General features: G+C 56.5%; 17 protein-coding genes. 5 read left to right on the top strand and 12 right to left on the bottom strand.

All coding sequences use genetic code 11. From position 1 onward, the window contains the following. The first annotated feature begins 139 nt into the window (after positions 1–139). On the top strand, positions 140–3,352 hold the full coding sequence (ileS, locus tag EIK79_RS09560) for an isoleucine--tRNA ligase (RefSeq protein ID WP_124954895.1): 3,213 nt from the start codon (positions 140–142) through the stop codon (positions 3,350–3,352). 24 nt (positions 3,353–3,376) lie between these two features. Here ileS and EIK79_RS09555 read toward each other — a convergent pair whose 3' ends face one another. The 7 genes from EIK79_RS09555 to EIK79_RS09525 all read right to left on the bottom strand — a co-directional run bounded on the left by EIK79_RS09555 (position 3,377) and on the right by EIK79_RS09525 (position 12,992). Next, the gene (locus EIK79_RS09555) at positions 3,377–5,035 is read right to left on the bottom strand and encodes a VC_2705 family sodium/solute symporter (RefSeq protein WP_124954894.1); all 1,659 of its coding nucleotides are present in this window, start codon (positions 5,033–5,035) and stop codon (positions 3,377–3,379) included. Next, a complete protein-coding gene (locus EIK79_RS09550; protein ID WP_124954893.1) occupies positions 5,032–5,463 on the bottom strand; it encodes a DUF4212 domain-containing protein in 432 nt (143 codons plus the stop codon). The genes EIK79_RS09555 and EIK79_RS09550 overlap by 4 nt, the downstream gene beginning before the upstream one ends. Before the next feature lie 56 nt (positions 5,464–5,519). Then, positions 5,520–7,499, bottom strand: coding sequence for an acetate--CoA ligase (gene acs / locus EIK79_RS09545; RefSeq protein WP_124954892.1), 1,980 nt, complete (start codon positions 7,497–7,499; stop codon positions 5,520–5,522). A gap of 195 nt (positions 7,500–7,694) precedes the next feature. Beyond that, the gene (locus EIK79_RS09540) at positions 7,695–9,332 is read right to left on the bottom strand and encodes a bacterio-opsin activator domain-containing protein (RefSeq protein ID WP_124954891.1); all 1,638 of its coding nucleotides are present in this window, start codon (positions 9,330–9,332) and stop codon (positions 7,695–7,697) included. Positions 9,333–9,442: 110 nt separating this feature from the next. After that, positions 9,443–11,335 (bottom strand): acetate--CoA ligase, encoded by a 1,893-nt coding sequence (locus EIK79_RS09535; protein WP_124954890.1) that lies wholly within the window; start codon positions 11,333–11,335, stop codon positions 9,443–9,445. Between the two features lie 64 nt (positions 11,336–11,399). After that, the gene (locus EIK79_RS09530) at positions 11,400–12,368 is read right to left on the bottom strand and encodes a DMT family transporter (RefSeq protein ID WP_124954889.1); all 969 of its coding nucleotides are present in this window, start codon (positions 12,366–12,368) and stop codon (positions 11,400–11,402) included. A gap of 132 nt (positions 12,369–12,500) precedes the next feature. Beyond that, positions 12,501–12,992, bottom strand: a complete 492-nt coding sequence (locus EIK79_RS09525) for an Lrp/AsnC family transcriptional regulator (RefSeq protein ID WP_124954888.1) — start codon at positions 12,990–12,992, stop codon at positions 12,501–12,503. 442 nt (positions 12,993–13,434) lie between these two features. Between EIK79_RS09525 and EIK79_RS09520 the strand changes: the two genes are divergently transcribed. Beyond that, on the top strand, positions 13,435–13,656 hold the full coding sequence (locus EIK79_RS09520) for a hypothetical protein (RefSeq protein WP_124954887.1): 222 nt from the start codon (positions 13,435–13,437) through the stop codon (positions 13,654–13,656). 169 nt (positions 13,657–13,825) lie between these two features. Here EIK79_RS09520 and EIK79_RS09515 read toward each other — a convergent pair whose 3' ends face one another. The 4 genes from EIK79_RS09515 to EIK79_RS09500 all read right to left on the bottom strand — a co-directional run bounded on the left by EIK79_RS09515 (position 13,826) and on the right by EIK79_RS09500 (position 17,404). Further along, a complete protein-coding gene (locus EIK79_RS09515; protein ID WP_124954886.1) occupies positions 13,826–14,890 on the bottom strand; it encodes a hypothetical protein in 1,065 nt (354 codons plus the stop codon). A 77-nt stretch (positions 14,891–14,967) separates the two neighbouring features. After that, positions 14,968–15,402 (bottom strand): DoxX family protein, encoded by a 435-nt coding sequence (locus EIK79_RS09510; protein WP_124954885.1) that lies wholly within the window; start codon positions 15,400–15,402, stop codon positions 14,968–14,970. Between the two features lie 588 nt (positions 15,403–15,990). After that, positions 15,991–16,323 carry a hypothetical protein gene (locus EIK79_RS09505; protein WP_124954884.1) on the bottom strand — a complete coding sequence of 111 codons (333 nt, stop codon included), beginning with the start codon at positions 16,321–16,323 and terminating at the stop codon, positions 15,991–15,993. After that, positions 16,313–17,404 carry a zinc-binding dehydrogenase gene (locus EIK79_RS09500; RefSeq protein ID WP_124954883.1) on the bottom strand — a complete coding sequence of 364 codons (1,092 nt, stop codon included), beginning with the start codon at positions 17,402–17,404 and terminating at the stop codon, positions 16,313–16,315. Before EIK79_RS09500 ends, EIK79_RS09505 begins: the two co-directional genes overlap by 11 nt. Before the next feature lie 111 nt (positions 17,405–17,515). Here EIK79_RS09500 and EIK79_RS09495 point away from each other — a divergent pair, with 111 nt between their 5' ends. After that, the gene (locus EIK79_RS09495) at positions 17,516–18,067 is read left to right on the top strand and encodes a molybdenum cofactor synthesis domain-containing protein (RefSeq protein WP_368276751.1); all 552 of its coding nucleotides are present in this window, start codon (positions 17,516–17,518) and stop codon (positions 18,065–18,067) included. A 17-nt stretch (positions 18,068–18,084) separates the two neighbouring features. Here the strand turns inward: EIK79_RS09495 and EIK79_RS09490 are convergent, their stop codons facing one another. Further along, the gene (locus EIK79_RS09490; RefSeq protein WP_124954881.1) at positions 18,085–18,408 is read right to left on the bottom strand and encodes a cupin domain-containing protein; all 324 of its coding nucleotides are present in this window, start codon (positions 18,406–18,408) and stop codon (positions 18,085–18,087) included. Positions 18,409–19,008: 600 nt separating this feature from the next. Between EIK79_RS09490 and EIK79_RS09485 the strand changes: the two genes are divergently transcribed. Next, positions 19,009–20,223 carry an orc1/cdc6 family replication initiation protein gene (locus EIK79_RS09485; RefSeq protein ID WP_124954880.1) on the top strand — a complete coding sequence of 405 codons (1,215 nt, stop codon included), beginning with the start codon at positions 19,009–19,011 and terminating at the stop codon, positions 20,221–20,223. Positions 20,224–20,634: 411 nt separating this feature from the next. Beyond that, complete coding sequence (locus EIK79_RS09480) at positions 20,635–20,847, top strand: DUF7331 family protein (RefSeq protein WP_124954879.1); 213 nt, start codon at positions 20,635–20,637, stop codon at positions 20,845–20,847. Positions 20,848–20,919: the final 72 nt, after the last annotated feature.

The following is a 20,919-nucleotide window of genomic DNA, read 5'->3' as shown; positions in this document are numbered from 1 at the left end:
GCGGTTGTGCCGACCGTGATCGCCCCGGATGAGCAGCCCGCCGGAGTCCATACGACGACTCGGGTCTCGATCAAAGCGACACGACAGCCGAAGCTGCCAGACCGAGCTTCCTTTAATGATTGCAGTGGATAGCTTCCCTATGAGCCGGTTCGAGGAGATAGACGACCGTTACGATCCCCACGCGGTCGAGCGTGAGACCGCCGAATACTGGGACGCGGTCGACGCCTACGAGCAGACGAAAGCACACAGGGATGGGGAACAGCCGTACTTCTTCGTGGATGGACCGCCGTACACGTCCGGGTCGGCCCACATGGGAACCACGTGGAATAAAACACTGAAAGACTGTTATATTCGGTACCTCCGGATGTCAGGCTACGACGTGACGGACCGACCGGGGTACGACATGCACGGACTCCCGATCGAGACCCGCGTCGAAGAGCGCCTTGGCTTCGAGAACAAGAAAGACATTGAGGCGTTCGGAGAACAGCGGTTCATCGAGGAGTGTAAATCGTTCGCTGAAGAGCAGTTAGATGGTCTTCAGGAGGATTTCCAGTCGTTCGGCGTGTGGATGGACTGGGAGGACCCCTACAAGACGGTCTCGCCGGAGTACATGGAAGCTGCGTGGTGGGGATTCGAGCAAGTCCACGAGCGAGGATTGGTTGAGCAGGGTCAGCGCTCGATCAGCCAGTGTCCCCGGTGTGAGACTGCCATCGCCAACAACGAAGTGGAATACGAGGTCGTAGACGATCCGTCTATTTACGTGAAGTTTCCGCTGACGGAACGGAAGGGATCGCTCGTAATCTGGACGACTACTCCGTGGACGATTCCAGCGAACACGTTCGTCGCTGTCGACGGCGACGCAACCTACCAGGCTGTTCAGGCTGAAACTGACGGAGAGACAGAGACGTTGTACCTCGAAGCGTCCTGTGTCGAGGAGGTTCTCGACCGAGGTGGATACGATAGATACGACGTCATTGAGTCGTTCGACGGCGAGGAGTTGGCTGGATGGACGTACGACCATCCACTCGATGAGCAGGTGCCCAACCATCCCGACGGAGAGAACGCGCTTCAAGTGTACACCGGCGACTACGTCGAGATCGATCGCACGGGGCTTGTTCACAGCGCCCCCGGCCACGGTGAAGAGGACTTCGAGCGAGGACAGGAACTCGGGCTGCCGGTCGTTTGTCCGGTTGGGCCAGACGGCGTGTTTACCGAACGCGCCGGGAAGTACGCCGGGCAGTTCGTCAAGGACGCCGACACGGAGATCATGGCGGATCTCGACCGCGCGGGGCGATTGCTTTCGGAAGGTACCGTGTCCCACGATTACGGCCATTGCTGGCGGTGTGACACGGGCATCATCCAAATCGTCACCGATCAGTGGTTCATCACTGTCTCAGAGATCAAAGACGAGCTGTTAGAGAACATCGAAGACAGCGAATGGTATCCACAGTCTGCCCGTGACAACCGGTTCAAAGACTTCGTGAAGTCATCACCGGACTGGAACGTCTCCCGACAGCGGTACTGGGGCATCCCGATCCCGATCTGGACGCCCGAAGAGTGGTCGGGAACGATCGACGAGGCGATCGTTATCGGCACGCGCGAGGAACTGGCCGATCGGGTGGACCAAGCGATCGATCCTGAAACGGTCGATCTCCACAAAGACACCGTTGACGAGCTAACCATCACCGAGGACGGCCGGACGTACACCCGCATTGGCGACGTGTTCGACGTATGGATAGATTCAGCAGTCGCCACGTGGGGCACACTCGGCTATCCCCACAACGAGGCAGCGTTCGAGGAGCTGTGGCCGGCGGATCTCATCATCGAAGGCCACGACCAGACCCGAGGCTGGTTCTGGTCCCAGTTGGGGATGGGCACCGCCGCACTCGGCGGGATTCCCTACGAGCAGGTGCTGATGCACGGCTACGCCTTAATGCCCGATGGACAGGCGATGTCCAAATCCAAGAACATCCTCATCGATCCACACGAGGTGATCGATGAGCATGGCACTGATCCCATGCGAGCGTTCTTGCTGTCGTTCACCGCAAGAGCCGATGACATGAAGTTCTCGTGGGATGAGGTGGCCGAGATGAAACGCCGACTCAACATCCTGTGGAACGTGTTCCGTTTCTCGTTACAGTATATGGGTCCCGATGACTTCGATCCTGATACCGTCGCGCCCGCGGACGCACAGACTGAGGTCGTCGACGAGTGGGTGCTCTCGCGGCTACAGACGGTCGAAGCGGAAATGTCCGAGCATTTCGAGGCCTTCGAGCAAGACAAGGCGTTCGACCGACTGATCGAGTTCGTCGTTGAGGACGTTTCCCGGTTTTACGTGCAAGAGGTTCGTGACCGGGTATGGCCCGAAGCGGACTCACCCTCAAAAACGGCGGCGTACGCCACGCTGTACACTGTCCTCGAAGAGACGGTCGCGCTTCTCGCCCCGTTTTCGCCCTTCATCGCAGACTCGTTGTATCAGCATCTCACGGGCGACACCGGGTACGACACCGTACACATGTGCGACTGGCCCGAGCAGGCGGACCAGTGGCGCGATCGAACACTCGAAGCCGATATCGAGATCGTTCGAGCGGTCGAAGAGGCTGGATCGAACGCTAGACAGAAAGCGGAGCGGAGCCTGCGCTGGCCGGTCGAGCGAATCGTCGTCGCCGCCGAGACCGAAGCGGCTGTCGCGGCCGTCGACCGCCGGCGCGATCTCATCAAAAACAGACTCAACGCGCAAGAGATCCAACTCATCGAGCCGAGCGAGCAGTGGGGAGAGCTTCGATACGCTGCTGCGGCGGATATGAGTGTGCTCGGGCCCACGTTCGGTGACGACGCGGGCCGAATCATGAACGCACTCAACGACGCAAGCGTCTCAGAACCGACCGTCGAGGCGCTCGAAACGGCCGTGGCGGAACGCCATGAGCCGGTGTCGTTGACCGACGAGATGGTCGAAATCGTCACCAAAACGCCCGACGGCGTGACCGGAACGGCGTTCGACACGGATGGCGAGCAAAGCGGTGTCGTCTACGTCGATACATCGTTGACACCGGAGATCAGAAACGAGGGATACGCGCGCGAAGTCACCCGACGGGTTAACGAGATGCGCAGCGACTTGGAACTCGACAACAGCCAGCGTATCAAACTCGACATCACGGTCGATGACGATGGGATCGCCCAACACATCACCGAACGGTCGGAACTCATCCGGAACGAAGTCCGTGCGGAGACGATCGGAACCGTCGAAGACGGATACCGGAAAGAATGGGAGATCACGAACGTCGACAGCGATACGCCGGTTGCGCTCACGCTCACCATCGAGCCGGTGGCACCACAGAAAGCTTCGACGTAGTTCGATCGAAGCCGACGATAGTTGTCAGTCGTCGGCAGGCCCGGATTCGCCTGAAACAACGTCTTCAGCGGACTGTTGTTGGTCCATCGGGATAGGACTGTGACACTGCCTGACGAGCCGTTTGATCCGCTCGGGCGGATCTTCGGTCATGAGTGAGACGGCGATCGTCACGGCGAACACGAGAGGCGTACCGACGAGCGCAGCACCGATGGCCGGGAACACGTCAGCGAACACGGGAACGATCGCACCGCTTTCACCGGCAAGCCCGGAGAGTGCACCGATATAGGAGGGAAGCACCTGATTGATGATCGCACTGAGCCAGATGACTAAGCCCGTCACCATTCCGGCAAGCGCGCCCTCTCGCGTGGTGTTCTCCCACCAAAGACCGAGGAAGAACATCGGGAACAGCACGACGCCAGCCAGAGAGAACGCGTATGCGACCAGCTCACCGACCAGTGCTGGCGGATCGAGTGCAGTGACTGTAACGACAGCACCGAGCACGACGATGGTTCCCCGTCCGATGATGAGCTGCTGGCGTTGGGTCGCGTCGGGATTGATGATGTTCGTGTAGATATCGTGGGCGGCAGCGGACGACGCGGCGATGAACAGCCCTGCTGTAGTAGCGATGGCCGCAGCGATGCCCCCCGCTGCGACCAGTCCGACGAACCATTCAGGTAACTGCGCGAGCTGGGCCGCCAGCACGACGATCACGTCGCCTTCAGCACCGCTCATCCCCGGCGTGCCGTACGGATCGCCAACGACGTTGGCGTACAGATCCGTCCCGAACGCCGCGAACGCGGGCGCGCTCAGATACAACAGACAGATGAAGAACAGTCCCCAGACGGTCGACCACCGGGCAGTACGCTCGCTCTCAACCGTGTAAAACCGCACCAGTACGTGGGGTAGTCCACAGGTTCCGACGATCAACGAGAAGGCGGTCGCGATCCACAGATAGAAACCCTCGTGAACGAACGGTTCAGTGAATTCCGCACTGAGATCGGACAACATCGCTCCGTATTCGATCTGTGGGGCGATGGTGGAATACCCCTGCGTGAAGCCGACAACGTACAGCCCCACAAGGAAGGCGACGATCAGAATGACGTACTGCACCGCCATGTTTTTCGTCGCACCCAACATTCCTGACAGCGCCAGATATCCCACGGTGATCGCCATCATCAGGACTACCATCACCGTATAATCACCACCGAACACGTACAGACCGACCAGCCCCATACCTCGGGCTTGTCCGACCGAGTAGACGAATCCGATGAGAATCGTCGTCAGTGCCGCGATGGCACGGGCCGCGTCTGAATTGAACCGATCACCGACGAAATCCGGTGCGGTGTACTTCCCGAATCGACGCATCTGTGTGGCCAGAAAGATCAATAGGAGGAAATAGCCGGTCGACCAGCCGACTACGTACGACAGCCCATAGTATCCCGAGAGGGCGATGAGCGCTGCCATGCCGAGATACGACGCCGCAGACATCCAGTTCGAACCGATTGCCATCCCGTTTTCGATGTTGCCGATCGAACGTCCCGCGACCCACAGTCCTTCCGTATCAGCCACGCGGAACATGTATCCGACCACCAAAAACAACAACAACATTCCGGTGACCAGGATCGCAGGAACCAGCTTGAATGAGGCGTTCAACGCCTCCGGCAGAAGTTGTAGCGTGATCATCGTTGTTCAACACCCCCATCAACGGCGGTAGCCTCCGTGTTGGCAGCTTCACCCGCAGTGTGATCAACGCCGTACTTCCCGTCTAGTGCGTCGCGTTTGTAGGCGTAAACTCCCGAAAGCACCAGTGCTCCAAACGGCGCTGCGACCGCGGTCAGCAGATAATGCAACGGGAAGCCCAGAACGGTGATGGAAGACATCAAGTCGGGAGCCAGATACGTCGCTGTAACCGGACCGAACACGACGATCGCCCATACGACGAACAGCCCCCATATCAAGCGGAGGTGGTCGCGCATGAACGGCGTCGACGGATTGAAGATGTTCACTTCGGTGTCGAGGTACTCAGATGGCTCGTGGCTCGCTGCAACGCCGCCATCTGTCTCGACGGCTGTATCGTCCGAATCAGTGTTGTGCTTGGTGTTATCTGTCATGAGTGCGTAACGAGTATGTCGTTCGTTTTCGTTGTGTTGTGAAACCGGAGAACGGGTTAGTTGTCGGTGGCCTTCTGTTGGATGTCGCTAACGACGTCTGGGTTTCGCAGCGTGCTGGTGGTGCCTAATTGTTCGTCATTGGCAATATCTTCGAGCAGTCGGCGCATGATCTTACCCGAACGGGTTTTCGGGAGTTCGGGCGTGAACACGACTTCCTCGGGGCGGGCAATGGGACCGATCGCCTCCTCGACGCCCGCAACGATTGCGTCGCGGAGATCCTCGCCTTCCTCATAGCCATCTTCAGTGATAACGTAGGCGTACACGGACTCGCCTTTTACTTCGTGATACCCACCGACGACAGCGGCTTCAGCGACGCCTTCGACGCCGACGATCGCGCTTTCGATCTCCATCGTTCCGAGCCGGTGGCCCGAGACGTTGATCACGTCGTCGACCCGTCCGAGGACAGTGATGTACCCGTCGTCGTCAATCTTCGCGCCGTCCTCGGGGAAGTACACCCAGTCGTCGGGATCGTCCGACTCAGTGTCGGAGTACTCCGACCAGTACTCTTCAACGAAGCGTTCGTCGTTTTGGTACAGCGTCCTGAGCATGCCGGGCCACGGTTTCTGAATGGTGAGATAGCCGGCTTGTCCGTTGTCGACCGGCTCACCCGCACCGTCAAGGAGTTGTGCGTCGAGTCCCGGTAGCGGCGGGCCTGCCGAGCCGGGTTTCATGTTTCCAACGCCGGGCAATGTCGTCACCATCATCCCTCCAGTTTCGGTCTGCCACCACGTATCGACAACTGGACACTCTTCGTTGCCGATGTGGGTGTAATACCACTTCCACGCGCGCGGATTAATCGGCTCACCGACGGTCCCCAACAGCCGGAGACTCGAAAGATCGTGGGCATCAGGATACTTCGCCCCCCATTTCATGAACGCCCGAATAGCGGTCGGCGCAGTGTACAGTTGGGTAACGTCGTACTCCTCGACGATTTCCCAGATCCGATCCTTCTCGGGGTAGTCGGGCGTGCCCTCATACATGACAGAGGTGGTGCCGAGTGCGAGTGGCCCGTACACGATGTAGGAATGGCCAGTGATCCAGCCGATGTCAGCCGAACACCAGTAGGTGTCTTCGGGTTTGATGTCGAGCACACTGTTGGCGGTCCACGTGACCCACGCGAGATAGCCGCCGGTGGTGTGTTTGACACCCTTGGGTTTGCCGGTAGTGCCGGAGGTGTACATCAAAAACAGCATGTCTTCAGCGTCCCGATCAACCGGCTCAACGGTGGCACCTTCCTGCTCAGCGACCAGCTCGTCGTAATCGTGATCGCGCTCTCTCATCGAGTGGTCGTACTCCTCACCGAGGCGGTCCACGACGATTCCCGTCACGTCATGGTCGACGCCAGCCACACCTTCGTCGGCTTTTTCCTTGTGTTCGAGCGCGTCACCACGCCGGTAGTAGCCGTCACACGTGATGAGATACTCCGAGTCGGCGCTGTTCATCCGAGTCGAAAGCGCGTCTGCCGAAAAGCCAGCGAAAACAACCGAGTGCGGCGCACCGATGCGTGCACACGCCAGCATAGCGATCGGCAGTTCCGGAATCATCGGCATGTACAGCGTGACGATCTCGTCTGCCTCGACGCCAAGCTCCTTGAGTGTGGCAGCGAACTCGTTGACTTCCCGGTGAAGTTCTGAGTAGGTGTACTGTCGCGTCTCTCCCAGCTCACCGACCCACTCGATGGCGACCTCTTCGCCGCGCTCATCGAGATGCCGGTCGATGCAGTTCTGGGAGGCGTTGAGTTCTCCGCCGGTGAACCATTCGTAAAACGGCGGGTTCGAATCATCGAGAGTCGTCTCGTAGTCGCTCGTCCAATCAAGGAGATCGGCCGCGTTGTCCCAACAGTCGGGCCAGTCCTCCTCGAATCGCTCGTAGATTGACTCATCTGAGACGTTCGCCTGTTCAACGAACGATTCAGGAGGAGCGAACTCGTCCTGTTCGGTTAGTCGTGCTTCCAGTTCTCCGGTATCATCCGACATGGATGGCTCCACGTCATTAACGATCGACCATAAACGATCCCACTAATTATTACAAGTCGTCTGTATGACTGATCCGCGGAGCTGAGTGGACGAGACAGCCCGTCACGGAGGAAAACCCAATGCAAGGGCAGCACGAACCGCGTGAGGCCAGCTGGACATCGCCTAGATAGTTAGGTTTGAGTACCCAAGAAGGGCTCATTCGTCCTCAATAATGGTGCGAAGGAGTTTCTGCTGTGCGATTCGGAGGTGGTGGTGGAGCGTCGGAGAGGAAACGCCCAACGAATCGGCCAGTTCCTCAGCCGTCGAATCACGAGGCCATTCGAAGTATCCACCGAAGTACGCCGAACGGAGTACCGCAGCTTGACGGTCGGTGAGCGTTTCTGCTAGTCCCGTATCGGTCGTAACCGTCCGTTCGCCCTGCTGCTTTGCTTTCAAATACACGCCGGGAAACGCGTCGGTGAGGGTTTCGACGACGCCTCGAACGTCGGCGTCAGTCGAGACCTCTCCGACCAGTTGCCCGCGTTTGGGATCAACGGTGTACGACTGGACGCGACCGCCGGCTTCCGTGAACGTTCGTATTGGTGAACGCCGAAGCGTCAGTTCGAGCAAACACTCTGTGTTGTTCTCTCCAACGAACCGGCCGTTAATCACGGCGTCAGCGGCGTCCGTTCGGTCAAACACGGCATCAGGAGTGGTGTCATGGGCGACAACGTAACACAGTATCCCCTCTTCGACAGGAACAACCCCGTTTAACTCGAATGTACACGAAAGCGCCGCTGCGGTGGCCGGAAGAGGAGCCTTAGCCGAATCAATACCAAACGTCAGTTCAGTCACTGTGTCAGCGAGCAGCCACCGTTTTCGCTCGACCGCAGCCAGCGCGTGGCCCACTTGCGCACCCAGCACCGTGAGTAGGTCGCGTTCGCCAGCACCGATCCCGTCCGGAGTCGTCCCGATACCAAGCAGTCCGCGAGTGGTTTCCCCACCGACGAGCGGAACCGCGATCAGGGTGATCGTCGGCGTGTCACCCACTCTGACCGCCTGTGCTTCGGTCGCTGACTCAATGAGTTCTGTGTGATCAGACATTAGTTGATCGATCGTCTCGCGCTCGACGCCGGCCTGTGCCCGTGTGACCAGTCCGTCGCCGGTCGCTTCGGTGGCCCACACGAAGCGATACCCCTCCGCTTCGGCCAGCCGAGCGCACACAGCGTCGTGGATTTCTACGGGAGCGGTGGCCGCTGCGAGCGCGTCCCCCACGTCTGCCGCAACGGAAAGGGTTCGGTGGAGCTGTGTGGGTTGTTCCATCGATTGGGTGTCTCCGGCGAACGCCGCTGCGATCCGCTCACGATCCGGGCGTTCGACGTACGGTTCCAACGCTGACAACCGATCGTACGCGGTGACCGCGAGGACAACCTGCGGATCGATCCCCTCCCGAAGCAACCCCATCGCGTGAGTGGCCCGCAGTTCTCGGGTCGACACGTCCCGAAACCGATCGTCGCCAGTCGCAGTCGCGGCCCGGTCACCACACTCTTTGACGATCATCTGCATCCGCCGTTCGGAAACTGAAAATAACGGTCCCTCAGCGTCATTCGATCGAACGTACTTCTCAAGCGCGTGAGCAACCGCTGCCGGCACAATTGCATTTCGATCCCCGACATCGAGAAACCGCGTTCCATCAACGGTTTCGATGCCGTCTCGACGAACCGCCATTACCTCACTCGGCCGAAGTCCGACTTCCCCACACAGCCGGACGACGAGATCGTCTCGGTGGGTACGCGCTGCCCGGCGGAGACGATTGTATCCACCTTCACAGAGAAACTGAACTACCCCACCCATATTTCGGATATAGCTAATAGACCGAAATAGTAATTCCGAAATAGAAACACCAACGATAGCAAAAAAAGAAAATCGTCCCGAGAGAAACGTCGAAACCGTTTCGGAATCTACTACGTTTCCGAATCGTCGTGGCGTTCGAGTTCACCGACGATCTCGGGGTTTCGAAGCGCGCTGGTGTCGCCGTACTCTTGATCGGTGGCGATCGAAACGAGCAGTCGACGCATGATCTTACCCGAACGAGTCTTTGGAAGATCCGGCGTAAACACGATCTGATCGAAGGTGAATTCCGGTCCAAACGCGTTCTCGACGGCAGCACACACCACATCACGGAGTGACTCGACATCAGTTCTGAGCGTTGGACTGACGTACGCGTGAACGGCAGTCGTCAGCGGGCGGTCGATACCGATGACGGCCGCTTCAGCGACGCCGTCGACCGAGACGATCACTCGTTCGATCTCAGTGGTTCCGATCCGCTGGCCGTCGACCGTGAGACCGTCGTCAACCCGTCCCAATAAGGTGATATATCCATCTTCGTCCATCACGGCCTCGTCACCCGGCAGGTACAACCATTCGTCACCAACAGCGTTGCGTCCCCATTCTATGGCGGCTGCGAGTTCGCGAGCCATGCCAGGCCACGGCGTCCGGATCGCGAGTAACCCTCGCTCCCCCGGTGGAAGTTCCTGTCCCTCGTCGTTGACGACCGCGGCTTCGACGCCCGGCAACGGCGGGCCTGCCGAGCCGGGTTTCATCGCGTCGATCCCCGGCAGCGTCGACACCAGAATCCCCCCAGTTTCAGTCTGCCACCACGTATCGACGACTGGACACTCTTCGTTGCCGACATGAGTGTAATACCACTCCCACGTGGAGGGATCGATCGGTTTGCCGACGGTTCCTAACAGCCGGAGGCTCGAAAGATCGTGGGCGTCGGGAGACGCTGCAGCTCTCTTCATGAACGAGCGGATGGCTGTCGGCGTCGTGTACAACACGTCGACAGCGTTGCGTTCGACGATTGACCAGATCCGATCCGGATCAGGGTGGTCGGGCGTGCCTTCGTACATGACGGCAGTGGTGCCGAGTGCGAGCGGTCCGTACACGACGTAGGAATGGCCAGTGATCCAGCCGATGTCTGCGGTGCACCAGTAGGTGTCTTCGGAGGTGATGTCAAGTACGTCTTGAGCGGTCACCGCGACGTGGGAAAGATACCCGCCAGTGGTGTGGGTGACGCGTTTCGGTTCGCCGGTCGTCCCCGAGGTGTACAACTGGAACAGAACGTCGTTCGACCGTCGGACAACGGGATCGACAGTAGTTCCGGCGTACTCGGTGAGCAACGAACCGTAGCTGTGTTGGTTTTCACCGAGTGATAGCTCTCCGAGTCGCTCGACGACCACGGTGTCGTGGATCTCGTGGTTGAGGGCCATCCGAGCGTTGTCCGCCCGACGCTTCTGATTGATCGCGTCCCCGCGCCGGTAGTAGCCGTCACACGTGATGAGACACGCCGAGTCGGCTCGGTCCATCCGAGCGGCGAGCGCGTCCGCAGATAACCCGGCAAACACAACGTTGTGGGGCGCACCGAGACGGGCACACGCCAGCATCGACGCGACCAGTTCGGGGAGCACAGGCATGTACAGGGTGACCACATCGTCGGTCTCGACGCCGAGATCCCGGAGGGCCGCAGCGATCGCGTTCACCTCCCGATAAAGATCCAGATACGTGTAGCTCCGCGTTTCACCCAGTTCACCCTCCCACCGGATGGCAAGCCGGTTTTTCCGAGCGTCGAGATGACGGTCGAGACACTCGTGGCTGGCGTTGAGTCGGCCGCCCGTGTACCAATCGAACGGGGGATGATCACTCGCTCGAACCGACTCGTAGGGCTGATACCAATCGAGTACTTCGGTCGCCCTATCCCACTGTTCATCGACTCCTTGGGACCAGAGATCCCGGTTCACGCGATTTGCCTGCTCGCGGAACGACACCGGCGGCTCGACCGAATCGTCGGCCTCCATCGGTGTATCGATAGATCGTACCGCCGGAAAAGGATTGGCCTCCGGCGGTGTCCTGAGCGGTGATTCACCGGAAAGAGATGGCGTGCAGTCGGGACAGAACGAACGGAACGAATGAACGCCGCTGGATACAGACGAACCCGGCGATGATCGTGAGAAACCCAAACGCCGTGAGTGGATCAATCAACTCACCTAACAGCAACCACGAGAGGACTGTGGCCGAGACAGGTTCGAGGTACCCGATGAGGTTGATCTGTGTCGGACCGATCCGGTCAAGCAGTTCGAAATACAGGAGGAACGCACCCGCGCCGGTGACGATTCCAAGGTACACGAGTGAGACGCCGGAGACTGGTGTCCACCGAATCGCTGCCAGTGATTCCCCGCGAATGAGACCAGCAACGAACAGCAACGTTGAGCCAATGAGCATTGCCCACGCTTGTACCGTCCGAGGTGGGAGCGATGTCTCGATCGGTTGGGTCAACACCCCACCAAGGGCGAAGCAGACAGCACTGAGAAACACCGTCGCAATACCGACGCCGTCGCCTGTCAACAGCGCACTCGGATCCAAGGCCAGCAGTCGTGCCGCCACTGATTGACCGATTCCCTCGGGGACGCCGGGTTGGGCAACGAAAAACACGCCCAGAAATCCGAGGACGAATCCGATGAAATCCAACGACGTTACCCGATCACCGAGCAATCCGGCCGCAAACAACGCTGTCAACACGGGACCGAGACTGACGACCACCGCTGCGATCGGCCCACTGACGTGTTGCTGACCGAGATACAGAAACGCGTGATGCCCTCCGATGAGAAAGCTCCCAGCGATCGCGGCGACTAACCATTCCTCGCGCGCCCGAGGATACCACCGCGGTGTCGAATACCACGCGTATCCAAGCACGACGATCCCCGCGATGAGATACCGAAGTGCCGCAAACTCGATCGGTGGGAAATATCCTAATCCGATGTCGATCGCCACGAACGAACTCCCCCACAACGTTCCGAGAAGCAAAAACGCTCCGAGCAACCGGCGGTTCATCAATTCCCCCCTCGACAATAGACCGTATAGATCGCGTTCATCATGGGAAAATGTTGTAGAGTAGTGCATGATATAGCTGTTGATTGCACTATCACACCATAAATACAGTCTACATCGATTGTATGTGTAAGATCAATCGAGAAGACGATCGCACATCGTTTCCCGAGAGATCTGTTGGAGCGGTTCGTGACCGTCAAGAAGCGTGCTGATCGTGTACGTCGAGATCGTCCGCTCGACACCGTCAAGACGTTCGAGTGTGGTGATGAGGTCCTCAACCATCTCGGGATCAGACAGCTGCGCGATTACGAAAAAATCTGTGTCTCCCGCTGTGAAGTAAACATGAGTGATACCATCGATATCAGCGAGTTTCTCGCCAAGTGGTTCGTAGGTGTCCTCTTCGTAACCGGCAATGATCTGGATCACAAACGTGATCTCGAAACCGAGCGCCGCAAGATCAATATCGTAGTGGTCGTTGCGAATGATACCCGCATCCCGGAGCTGTTTCAGTCGGTAGTTCACAGTCGAAAGGGGAATCTCAGTCACTTCCGAAATGCGATCAGGACTCCGTGTTTCCGTATCCGCGATGGTTTTCAAAATATCGATGTCCTTTTCATCAACGTCCATACCCGTATCTGGTTGGTCCATCTCTCAAACCTTTCGCCCAATATTGAACGGTAACACAACAACGGGTCGCTACTGATCGACGGATCACAGGAATGACGGAGGCACTCTGCCAATTCAGAGGATATCGATAACAATGATACCCCTGTAAATAACAGCAAAGTATAATATACTCGCTATAGCCTGTTTCAGATAAACAATGATATCTGACTTGTTTGTTATTATAGTATTGCTAAAAAATCGTTGGATAGCTAAGGTGATCTCAGTCAGAGTATGAAACAGTCCGAAGAATGGTTCAATATCGTCTATGTCACTCTGAGTAGTAACGTTTATAATATATGTGTTTGAATAGGGTTGTACTGGGAGGATCCCACGGACGCTACACCGACATCGATGGAGATTCGGTAAAAAATCGTCAACGTGGGGTTCGTCCCAGACGATACCCATGAAACGAGCAATCCACGTTGCGCTGGCCGCGCTCATGCTGTTGGGCATGATCGCGGGGGCCGGCGCGACACCCGCTGTGGCGAGTAGCACAGATGTTACCCAAGACGACGACAACAACGGTGTCGACAACGACGGCATCGATGTCGATGATTCCTCCAACGTCATCATCGACGACAGCGAAGACAATGACCTCCTAGACCTCGGCTTGGATCTCCTGTAAGGCGTAGGAAGTCACCATTTTATCCCGCTGGCGTTTTCCGTCGTTTCGTACCGTCGAGGGCTGCGTCCGTACTGGTCGTTACCGACCCACTGAAAGGGTTCTCGGGCAGTGTATTATATGCTGTGATCGTGTCTCTGATAGGTGGCGATGACCCGAGCTGTGGAAACAGTCAGTACGCCCCGGTTTCAAGGAGGCGTCCGGCGATGCGTTGTGCACCACGAGCAGCGGCGGTTATCGGCTCTGCAGGAGTGGTCACCACGATATTGCGCTGGAGTTCGCTACTGAGTCGATCCTCGAACGCTTCGCGCAGGCCGGGAACGACAGCCATGTCACCAGTGAGGACGATCGGTTCCACCAAAACCCGCTTATAGATCTTGATTGAGCGACTGACGAGACGGGGGAGGAATTCGTTTGCAATCTCGTCAACCGCTTCCTTGACGTACCGATCAATCGCGTCCGTCACACTTCGTTCGACGGTGGACTTCTGAGCCGCTCCAGAGCCGGTGGTGTCGTCGAAAAGCGGTTGAATGTCGTCGCAGTTGGTCCGTCCTTCCTTGTACTCCCTCGCTGTGGTCCGATCGATGTGAACCCGGCCTTGCGTCCCTTCTTCGACGTTGTTGATGATCCATCTGTCAACCTCACATCCCCTGACGGACCCCGTCGAAAACGGTGCTAGTTGCTCTCCGCGTCGATACACGCACGCCTCGAGGTTCGTCGACCCCATCTTGATCGTGGTGAAGATCCGATCGAACGCGTCCAAGTCGCTTCCGAACACCGGAATCGACTCACACATTGCCGTTGAATAGCCATCGAGGAGTCGTCCGCTGATGCTCTCCTCGATGATGGCATCGAGCGTCGTTCGTCTGTCGTCAAAGGAGGGTATCGCATACACCACAGCGCTGTTCGGCGGGATGTCATTCGTCTGAGCAAACGTTTCGAGAAACGAACGCGTCACAGTGGCGCGCTCATTGTCTTCGGCCAACTCCGATTGGAGCATGAACTGCGCCCGATCGGGATACTCGTTGGCTGCGCGCTCGCCATAAACGGCGCGGCGTTTTCCCGTCAGTGGGTCCTGATACGTCGCTGAACACGTCAGCGCTACCGTCGTTTGGACGGCGTCGTCCTCCGGTCGAGCAACAACCGTTCGAACGCTACCGAACTTGAGACCGACCGGCGTCGGATCGTCCCCTACACCCCGTCTTTTCTCGCTCGCAGACGTACTCTCCTCGAACATATCGACCGTTGGTTCTGGTGCTAAGCATTTCGATCTTTTGTGAATTATTTCTGTTTTCCTGCGGTTTTGCGTGTTCCTCAATCGATTGCAATAAGTAGGTAAAGTGACCCTAGCAGCATTGCGATATCGCCCCTCCACTCATGAAAAAATCCCCAGACGCCGTAGCGTGAGACGTTGTCCTGAACCGGAAACACCCAGATACCGTGGCCGAGGAGGATCGGGATCTTTGTCGTGATGATCGCGCCGAGAGCGATCAACAACAGAAAAACAGCGGCCAATCGTGTCGCAAGTCCGACTAGTACAGCGCCGCCCGCAACGACTTCGATCACTCCAACAGCGGTGGCAGTCGTTCGTGGGACGGGAAATCCTAACTCAGCAAAGCGGCTTGCACCAAGTATTCCCGGAAATAGGAGTTTTTGTAATCCTTCTGTAATGAAAACACCACCAACTAACAGCCGGATGAGGATTAGGGACGCTGGTCCTTGAGTACCTAACTTCGTATTTGTTCCCATGTATCATCTCCTTTCGTCCCCAGATTAAACGTTTTCCATACCATTTATTATTATTTTTATTTAATATAGCTATCCACCAATATGTATCTATATTATTGCTATTGGTTGAATTGTTTCCCACAGCAAAGGTGAGCTTTGCCTCTGTATTTGCAGCGAATGGTTGTTCAGGAAATGGTATACCGGTGATGAAGGCGGTAATGTTGATAATAACAGCGGTAACGTCGTTATCGTCTATGAGGTCCCGAGCGACGACAACAGCGCCATCCAATGAGGGGATCCCCATTTGCGTATAATGTTGCTGGCCAAAACAACGTTTTTGATGTAATGTTTCAAATATATAGCAACGATACTGATAGCAGAAATTGTATTACAACACGCTTCATAATTGTTAATATTCTATTACTTATAGATACGTTTCGATGCGTTTTTACTGATTGAGTGCGACCGTCAGAGTGGACTGTCCACAATTGAACACACGAGACGGCATACGATATTTAGTACGACAGAGGGGCAGTCTGCGATCTGTGTTTGCTCTCCACGAGGCAGCTCATTCAAACAATCGTCCTGCCTCAGTTTTTCGGTTGATCGTCACACATCGTGGACGGCAGTCCAGACGGCGACCGTACCGAGAGCGAGCGCTGGTATGAGGGGCACGACGAGATACGCGTCCCGGAAGGACAGTCCCAACGGAGTGATAACGGAGTCCGCGTGGGGGAGATACAATATCGTTGCTGGAGCAACAACAAAGGCGATAGCAAGAGTCCCGACGAGGAGCCAGCCGTGCCGGCCAAACGTTTGATCGGAACGACCGTCCTCTGGACTGTCGAAATACGCTTTAGTCGTCCGATCGGGTTCGTCGTGATCAGTCTGTTCCCGAAACGATTCGGGATCGTGGACGTAGCTGTCGTTGCTATCCGTCATATTCGTTGTTGCCAGGATTCGCTCGATTGTTTGCAGAACGTTTCATCTCGCTGTCTGGAACGACAACGACCTTTCCGAATCCTTCACGCTCTTCGAGGAGTTCGTGAGCGCGCGCGATATCGCTCATCGGGAGTGTCGTCCGGAGTTGTGGGTTGAACGTACCGTCCCAAACCAACGACAACACGTCGTCAGTCTCTCCCGGCGTCGCCATTGTGGAGCCGATGATACGGAGTTGATTCCAGAAAACGCGGTTGATGTTCGTCTCGGCGGTCGGTCCGGTGGTCGCACCGCAGGTAACTAGCCGCCCACCCTTGGCAAGCGATTTCAGGGAATCGTCCCACGTTGCAGGACCGACGTGGTCGACAACGATGTCAACACCCCGTCCATCAGTCAGAGCGTAGATCTCATCGGTAAACGATGCTTCATCGTAGTTGATACAGTGGTCTGCACCACAGTCACGCGCGTGATCGAGTTTCGTCTCGCTGCTCGCCGTCGCGTACACCACAGCACCAGCGTGGGCCGCGATCTGGACCGCAGCGTGACCGACGCCACCGCTCGCGCCGTGGACAAGAACGTGCTCACCAGCAGCGAGATCGGCCTGCGTGTGTAACATCCGCCATGCAGTTTGAAACACTAGTGCAGCCGAGCCGGCGGTCGGCCAATCGACTGTCTCGGGGACGGGAACGAGGTTATCAGCCGGGACAGCAGCCAACTCCGCATGAACACCAGACACATGCTCTCCGATCAGGTGGAACGACTCACACATCGAGTACTGCCCATGACGACAGTATTCACACGTCCCACACGATCGTCCGGCCGAAACGGCGACGCGATCACCGGCTGAAAACCGACTCACCGCCGATCCTGTTTCAGTGACGACACCGGCTGCGTCGCTGCCAGGGATGTGAGGCATTGCGAGATCGACGCCGGGCAGTCCACGACGGGTGTGGACATCGAGATGATTCAACGCAGCTGCTTTGACATCGATCAGGACCTCGTCGGCCGATATCTCGGGATCGGGATGCTCCTCGTAGGACAGAACGCTCCTGTCGCCGTGTTCGGTGAACTGCACAGCCTTCATGCTCGATTCTCCGTGGCTGGACGCAAAACACTGTTGATGGTTTCAACCTATAATGGCAGATCGTTCGCCATCGGAATCAAACCACTTGTAGGGGACACACCAATGAGGAGTGTGCCACCACAACCACACGATCGATCCAAGAACGGGGAGTCGGATGGAAATCACAGCCATGATCATCATCACCACGACGTTGGAAATCCTAACGTCGCCGTTCTGACCGTGTCCTCCTCGCGGTCGGTCGAGGATGATCCGTCCGGGGACGCGATCGAAACCGCACTCGACGACGCCGACTACCGCGTTATTGAGCGCGAGGTCATCAGCGATGATCAGGACGCGATCCGATCACGGGTCGAAACGTACGCCACAGACGAACGCGTCGACGCCGTTGTCACGACCGGAGGCACAGGAGTGACGCCTGATGATGTGACTGTCGAGGCGGTTTCGTCGCTGTTCAGGAAGGAACTGCCCGGATTCGGTGAGCTGTTCCGACGGCTCTCTTCCGATGAGATCGGAACGCGAGTCATCGGAACACGCGCCACTGCGGGCATTGTGGCCGACGTTCCGGTGTTCTGCTTGCCGGGAAGCGAGAACGCCGTTCGATTAGGTGTTTCCGAGATCATTGTTCCGGAACTACCGCATCTGGTCGGGCTAGCACAACGGTGATGAACGTCATAGAGAACTCATCCAGAGCCGGGTAATGGGCAGAGACTGGCGGTCAACACGGCAACATCATCGGTGTCGTTGCGCGCCCCGTGAGCGCTGCCCCGCTCGTGGAACACGATTCCCGGTGCGTCGATAGCTTCCTCGGTCTCCTCTCGAATGACTGTTACCGTTCCTTCAAGGACGTGAAAGACGTTGGTCGAATCAGAGTGTTCATGAGCAGACAGCTCTGCGCCCGGTCCGAGTGCGAACAGTTTCACTAGTACGTCGTCGTTGACGAACAGTTCTGTTGATTCGATCGCATCTGGGCCGACGATTGGAGGGTCGTACTGGTCGAGATCCATACGGATCGTGTGTGCCGGCAGCGGTATGGGTGTTACCCCGAGTAGCTACAAACGGAATATCAATTAATTTCCGCAGATAGCTCAGCATCTGTACCTGCTCGATACCCAGTGGAGAACGAAAGATCACGTTCCGATCGACTGATGAACCGTCTACTACGTTTTTGAACGAGAGATACAGCCGTAACATGTTCGAATGTAAGAGATATTTTCGTCTGTTTCGGCCACTCACACAGTACGTTTCGTCTGTTTCCAGCGAGAGAGTGATCTCGGAGAGGAAGAGACACACAGTACGTTTCGTCTGTTCTTCTACGGAACACCCTTCCCCCCTTCCCCCCCTTGCCCCACCATCCGACTCGTTTGCGGATGAGTCTCAGGGAGTGTTTCGTCCGTTCTTCGTCAACCGTTTCTTACATAACTTGAATCTTATGCTATCAGCAATATAATCCTCTAATCCGGCAACCGACCACAGGATGATTTCTAAGGAGAAAACAGACGAAACGTACTGTGTGTCCCTCACTTAAAGATGGAGAACACACGAAACAGACGAACGGTATCTATTTACGTTTGCTGTGTAAAACCCACCTAGTCTAAGACACTGACATGAACGATCCATTCGAAGGACTCACAAGTCAGATTTTTGAAAACAAACACGTACTCGAAGAGGATTACGATCCAGAAACAATACTCGAACGCGAAGCCGAGATAGAAGCGTACCGAAACGCCCTCAAGGACGTACTTTTCGGTCGTAGCCCATCGAATATATTCATCTACGGAAAGACCGGCGTCGGAAAGACAGCCGTCACGAGGTATATGATGGACGCGTTACAATATCAAGTTAACAAACGGGACGAAGCCGACCGGCTCCACGTTCTGTTTCACAACTGTAACAACGATTCGGCCTACGGCACACTCCGTGCATTCATCAACACGCTTCGGAACGAGGACGCACCAACGTTCCCGAAAAAGGGACTGTCGACAAGCGACGCGCTTGAGGAGTTCTATTCGTTACTCGACGATATCGGTGGGACATTCCTCCTCGTGCTTGACGAAATCGATCATCTCGCCAAGGTCAACTCGCTTCTCTATGAGATCCCTCGGGCGAGATCGAACGGCCACCTCGATCACGCAAAGATTGGCGTCATCGGTATCAGTAATAACTATCGGTTCCGTGACAGTCTCAGCCCGAAGGTCAAAGGGACGCTAATGGAAAAGGAACTCTCCTTTTCGCCGTACGACGCCGACGAACTCCGGACAATCCTTTCCCATCGGGCTGAGAAAGCGTTCGTCGAGGATGCGTACGTACAGAGCGCTATCGCACTCTGTGCAGCAAAAGCCGCTCAGGACACCGGGAGCGCCCGACAAGCCCTCGATCTGCTCAGTACGGGCGGAGACATCGCTGAAGACAACAGCGACGACACCGTTACCGACGATCACATCTTAGCCGCCGAAACTCGTGTCCAGCGAGGTCGCGTTCGTAACAAGATACGCGATCAGACACCACATGCCCAGCTGATACTCGAAGCGATCGCACAACTCGAAGAGAGTCAGGAAACGCCAGTTCGATCGAAAACCATCCAAAGCACCTACGAACAGGTCGCTACGTACTGGGGAACGGACCCACTCTCCTCGCTGCGCAGCGTCCAAGACCACCTTTCGGAACTCAAGATGCTCGGCTTTCTCAGCCGAACGGAGCGAAACGATGGCAGGGCCGGCGGTGCGTACTATGAGTACGAGCTAGCAATGGATGCTGACGCTGTGTTCACGGCCCGAAAAGAGATCGAAGAGGAGGGTACAACATCGGCACCCTCTCGGTGATTTCCTCACTGTGAACGTCTGGATATTACTCGCGAAAAGACGGTACGTTTCGTGTGTTCTTTCCGATGATCCGAGTTCGATTCCTAAATGTTTCCGTCATATCACTTTACCCAATAAAATCACCAAAATACTAATAACACAATACAGCCAATTCGTACGCAGCCTCTGTTAACTGCTAGCCATGAATAACATGAGTGGTATTACTCACTTACGGGTGATACTGTGTAATGAGGCGACACCCAGCGATGACAGCGAGCGTGTGAATTCATGACAAAAAATAATCATCTTCTCTGTATGAGTATAAATGAATCCAAGATAATTTAGGAACATCCTTATAACTGTAAGACTTATTGTTGTACACAAGGATACCGGACGGCCATCGTGATACCAGATCGATGCGATGTTTCGGCGGTGGTTGACGTTCAAGTCGGCGTTGTTGTGTTGGGCTGTCCGTTCGGTTACCAACAACGAAACGCCATGGATGAAAGATCCTGCACACGGACGGACGGTCAGTATGAAAACTACGGACGCTATGAAACCCAAGAGGGTCGCCTTGTGGTGTACGAACACGACAATCCGAACGCATGGATCCGTTCGGATACGATCTCGACCGTAGTTGATTGATCTCCTCCCACAGTTTCAGTTGTGGGGGTTCCGGATCAGGTGAATCGAAGGTTCGGGCACGCCGAAAATATC

It is taken from the genome of Halocatena pleomorpha (assembly GCF_003862495.1).
Lineage (GTDB): Archaea > Halobacteriota > Halobacteria > Halobacteriales > Haloarculaceae > Halocatena > Halocatena pleomorpha.
Note: the sequence above shows the minus strand (reverse complement) of the source record. Positions and strands in the feature narration are given on the sequence as shown.

Excerpts from the sequence above, each read along its gene's own strand:
- EIK79_RS09510 (WP_124954885.1), bottom strand. The coding sequence starts at position 15,402 with ATGGGAACAAATACGAAGTTAGGTACTCAAGGACCAGCGTCCCTAATC.
- EIK79_RS09525 (WP_124954888.1), bottom strand. The coding sequence starts at position 12,992 with ATGGACGTTGATGAAAAGGACATCGATATTTTGAAAACCATCGCGGAT.
- EIK79_RS09490 (WP_124954881.1), bottom strand. The coding sequence starts at position 18,408 with ATGGATCTCGACCAGTACGACCCTCCAATCGTCGGCCCAGATGCGATC.
- EIK79_RS09500 (WP_124954883.1), bottom strand. The coding sequence starts at position 17,404 with ATGAAGGCTGTGCAGTTCACCGAACACGGCGACAGGAGCGTTCTGTCC.
- ileS (WP_124954895.1), top strand. The coding sequence starts at position 140 with ATGAGCCGGTTCGAGGAGATAGACGACCGTTACGATCCCCACGCGGTC.
- EIK79_RS09485 (WP_124954880.1), top strand. The coding sequence starts at position 19,009 with ATGAACGATCCATTCGAAGGACTCACAAGTCAGATTTTTGAAAACAAA.
- EIK79_RS09550 (WP_124954893.1), bottom strand. The coding sequence starts at position 5,463 with ATGACAGATAACACCAAGCACAACACTGATTCGGACGATACAGCCGTC.
- EIK79_RS09535 (WP_124954890.1), bottom strand. The coding sequence starts at position 11,335 with ATGGAGGCCGACGATTCGGTCGAGCCGCCGGTGTCGTTCCGCGAGCAG.
- acs (WP_124954892.1), bottom strand. The coding sequence starts at position 7,499 with ATGTCGGATGATACCGGAGAACTGGAAGCACGACTAACCGAACAGGAC.
- EIK79_RS09515 (WP_124954886.1), bottom strand. The coding sequence starts at position 14,890 with ATGTTCGAGGAGAGTACGTCTGCGAGCGAGAAAAGACGGGGTGTAGGG.
- EIK79_RS09520 (WP_124954887.1), top strand. The coding sequence starts at position 13,435 with ATGAAACGAGCAATCCACGTTGCGCTGGCCGCGCTCATGCTGTTGGGC.
- EIK79_RS09530 (WP_124954889.1), bottom strand. The coding sequence starts at position 12,368 with ATGAACCGCCGGTTGCTCGGAGCGTTTTTGCTTCTCGGAACGTTGTGG.
- EIK79_RS09540 (WP_124954891.1), bottom strand. The coding sequence starts at position 9,332 with ATGGGTGGGGTAGTTCAGTTTCTCTGTGAAGGTGGATACAATCGTCTC.
- EIK79_RS09555 (WP_124954894.1), bottom strand. The coding sequence starts at position 5,035 with ATGATCACGCTACAACTTCTGCCGGAGGCGTTGAACGCCTCATTCAAG.
- EIK79_RS09505 (WP_124954884.1), bottom strand. The coding sequence starts at position 16,323 with ATGACGGATAGCAACGACAGCTACGTCCACGATCCCGAATCGTTTCGG.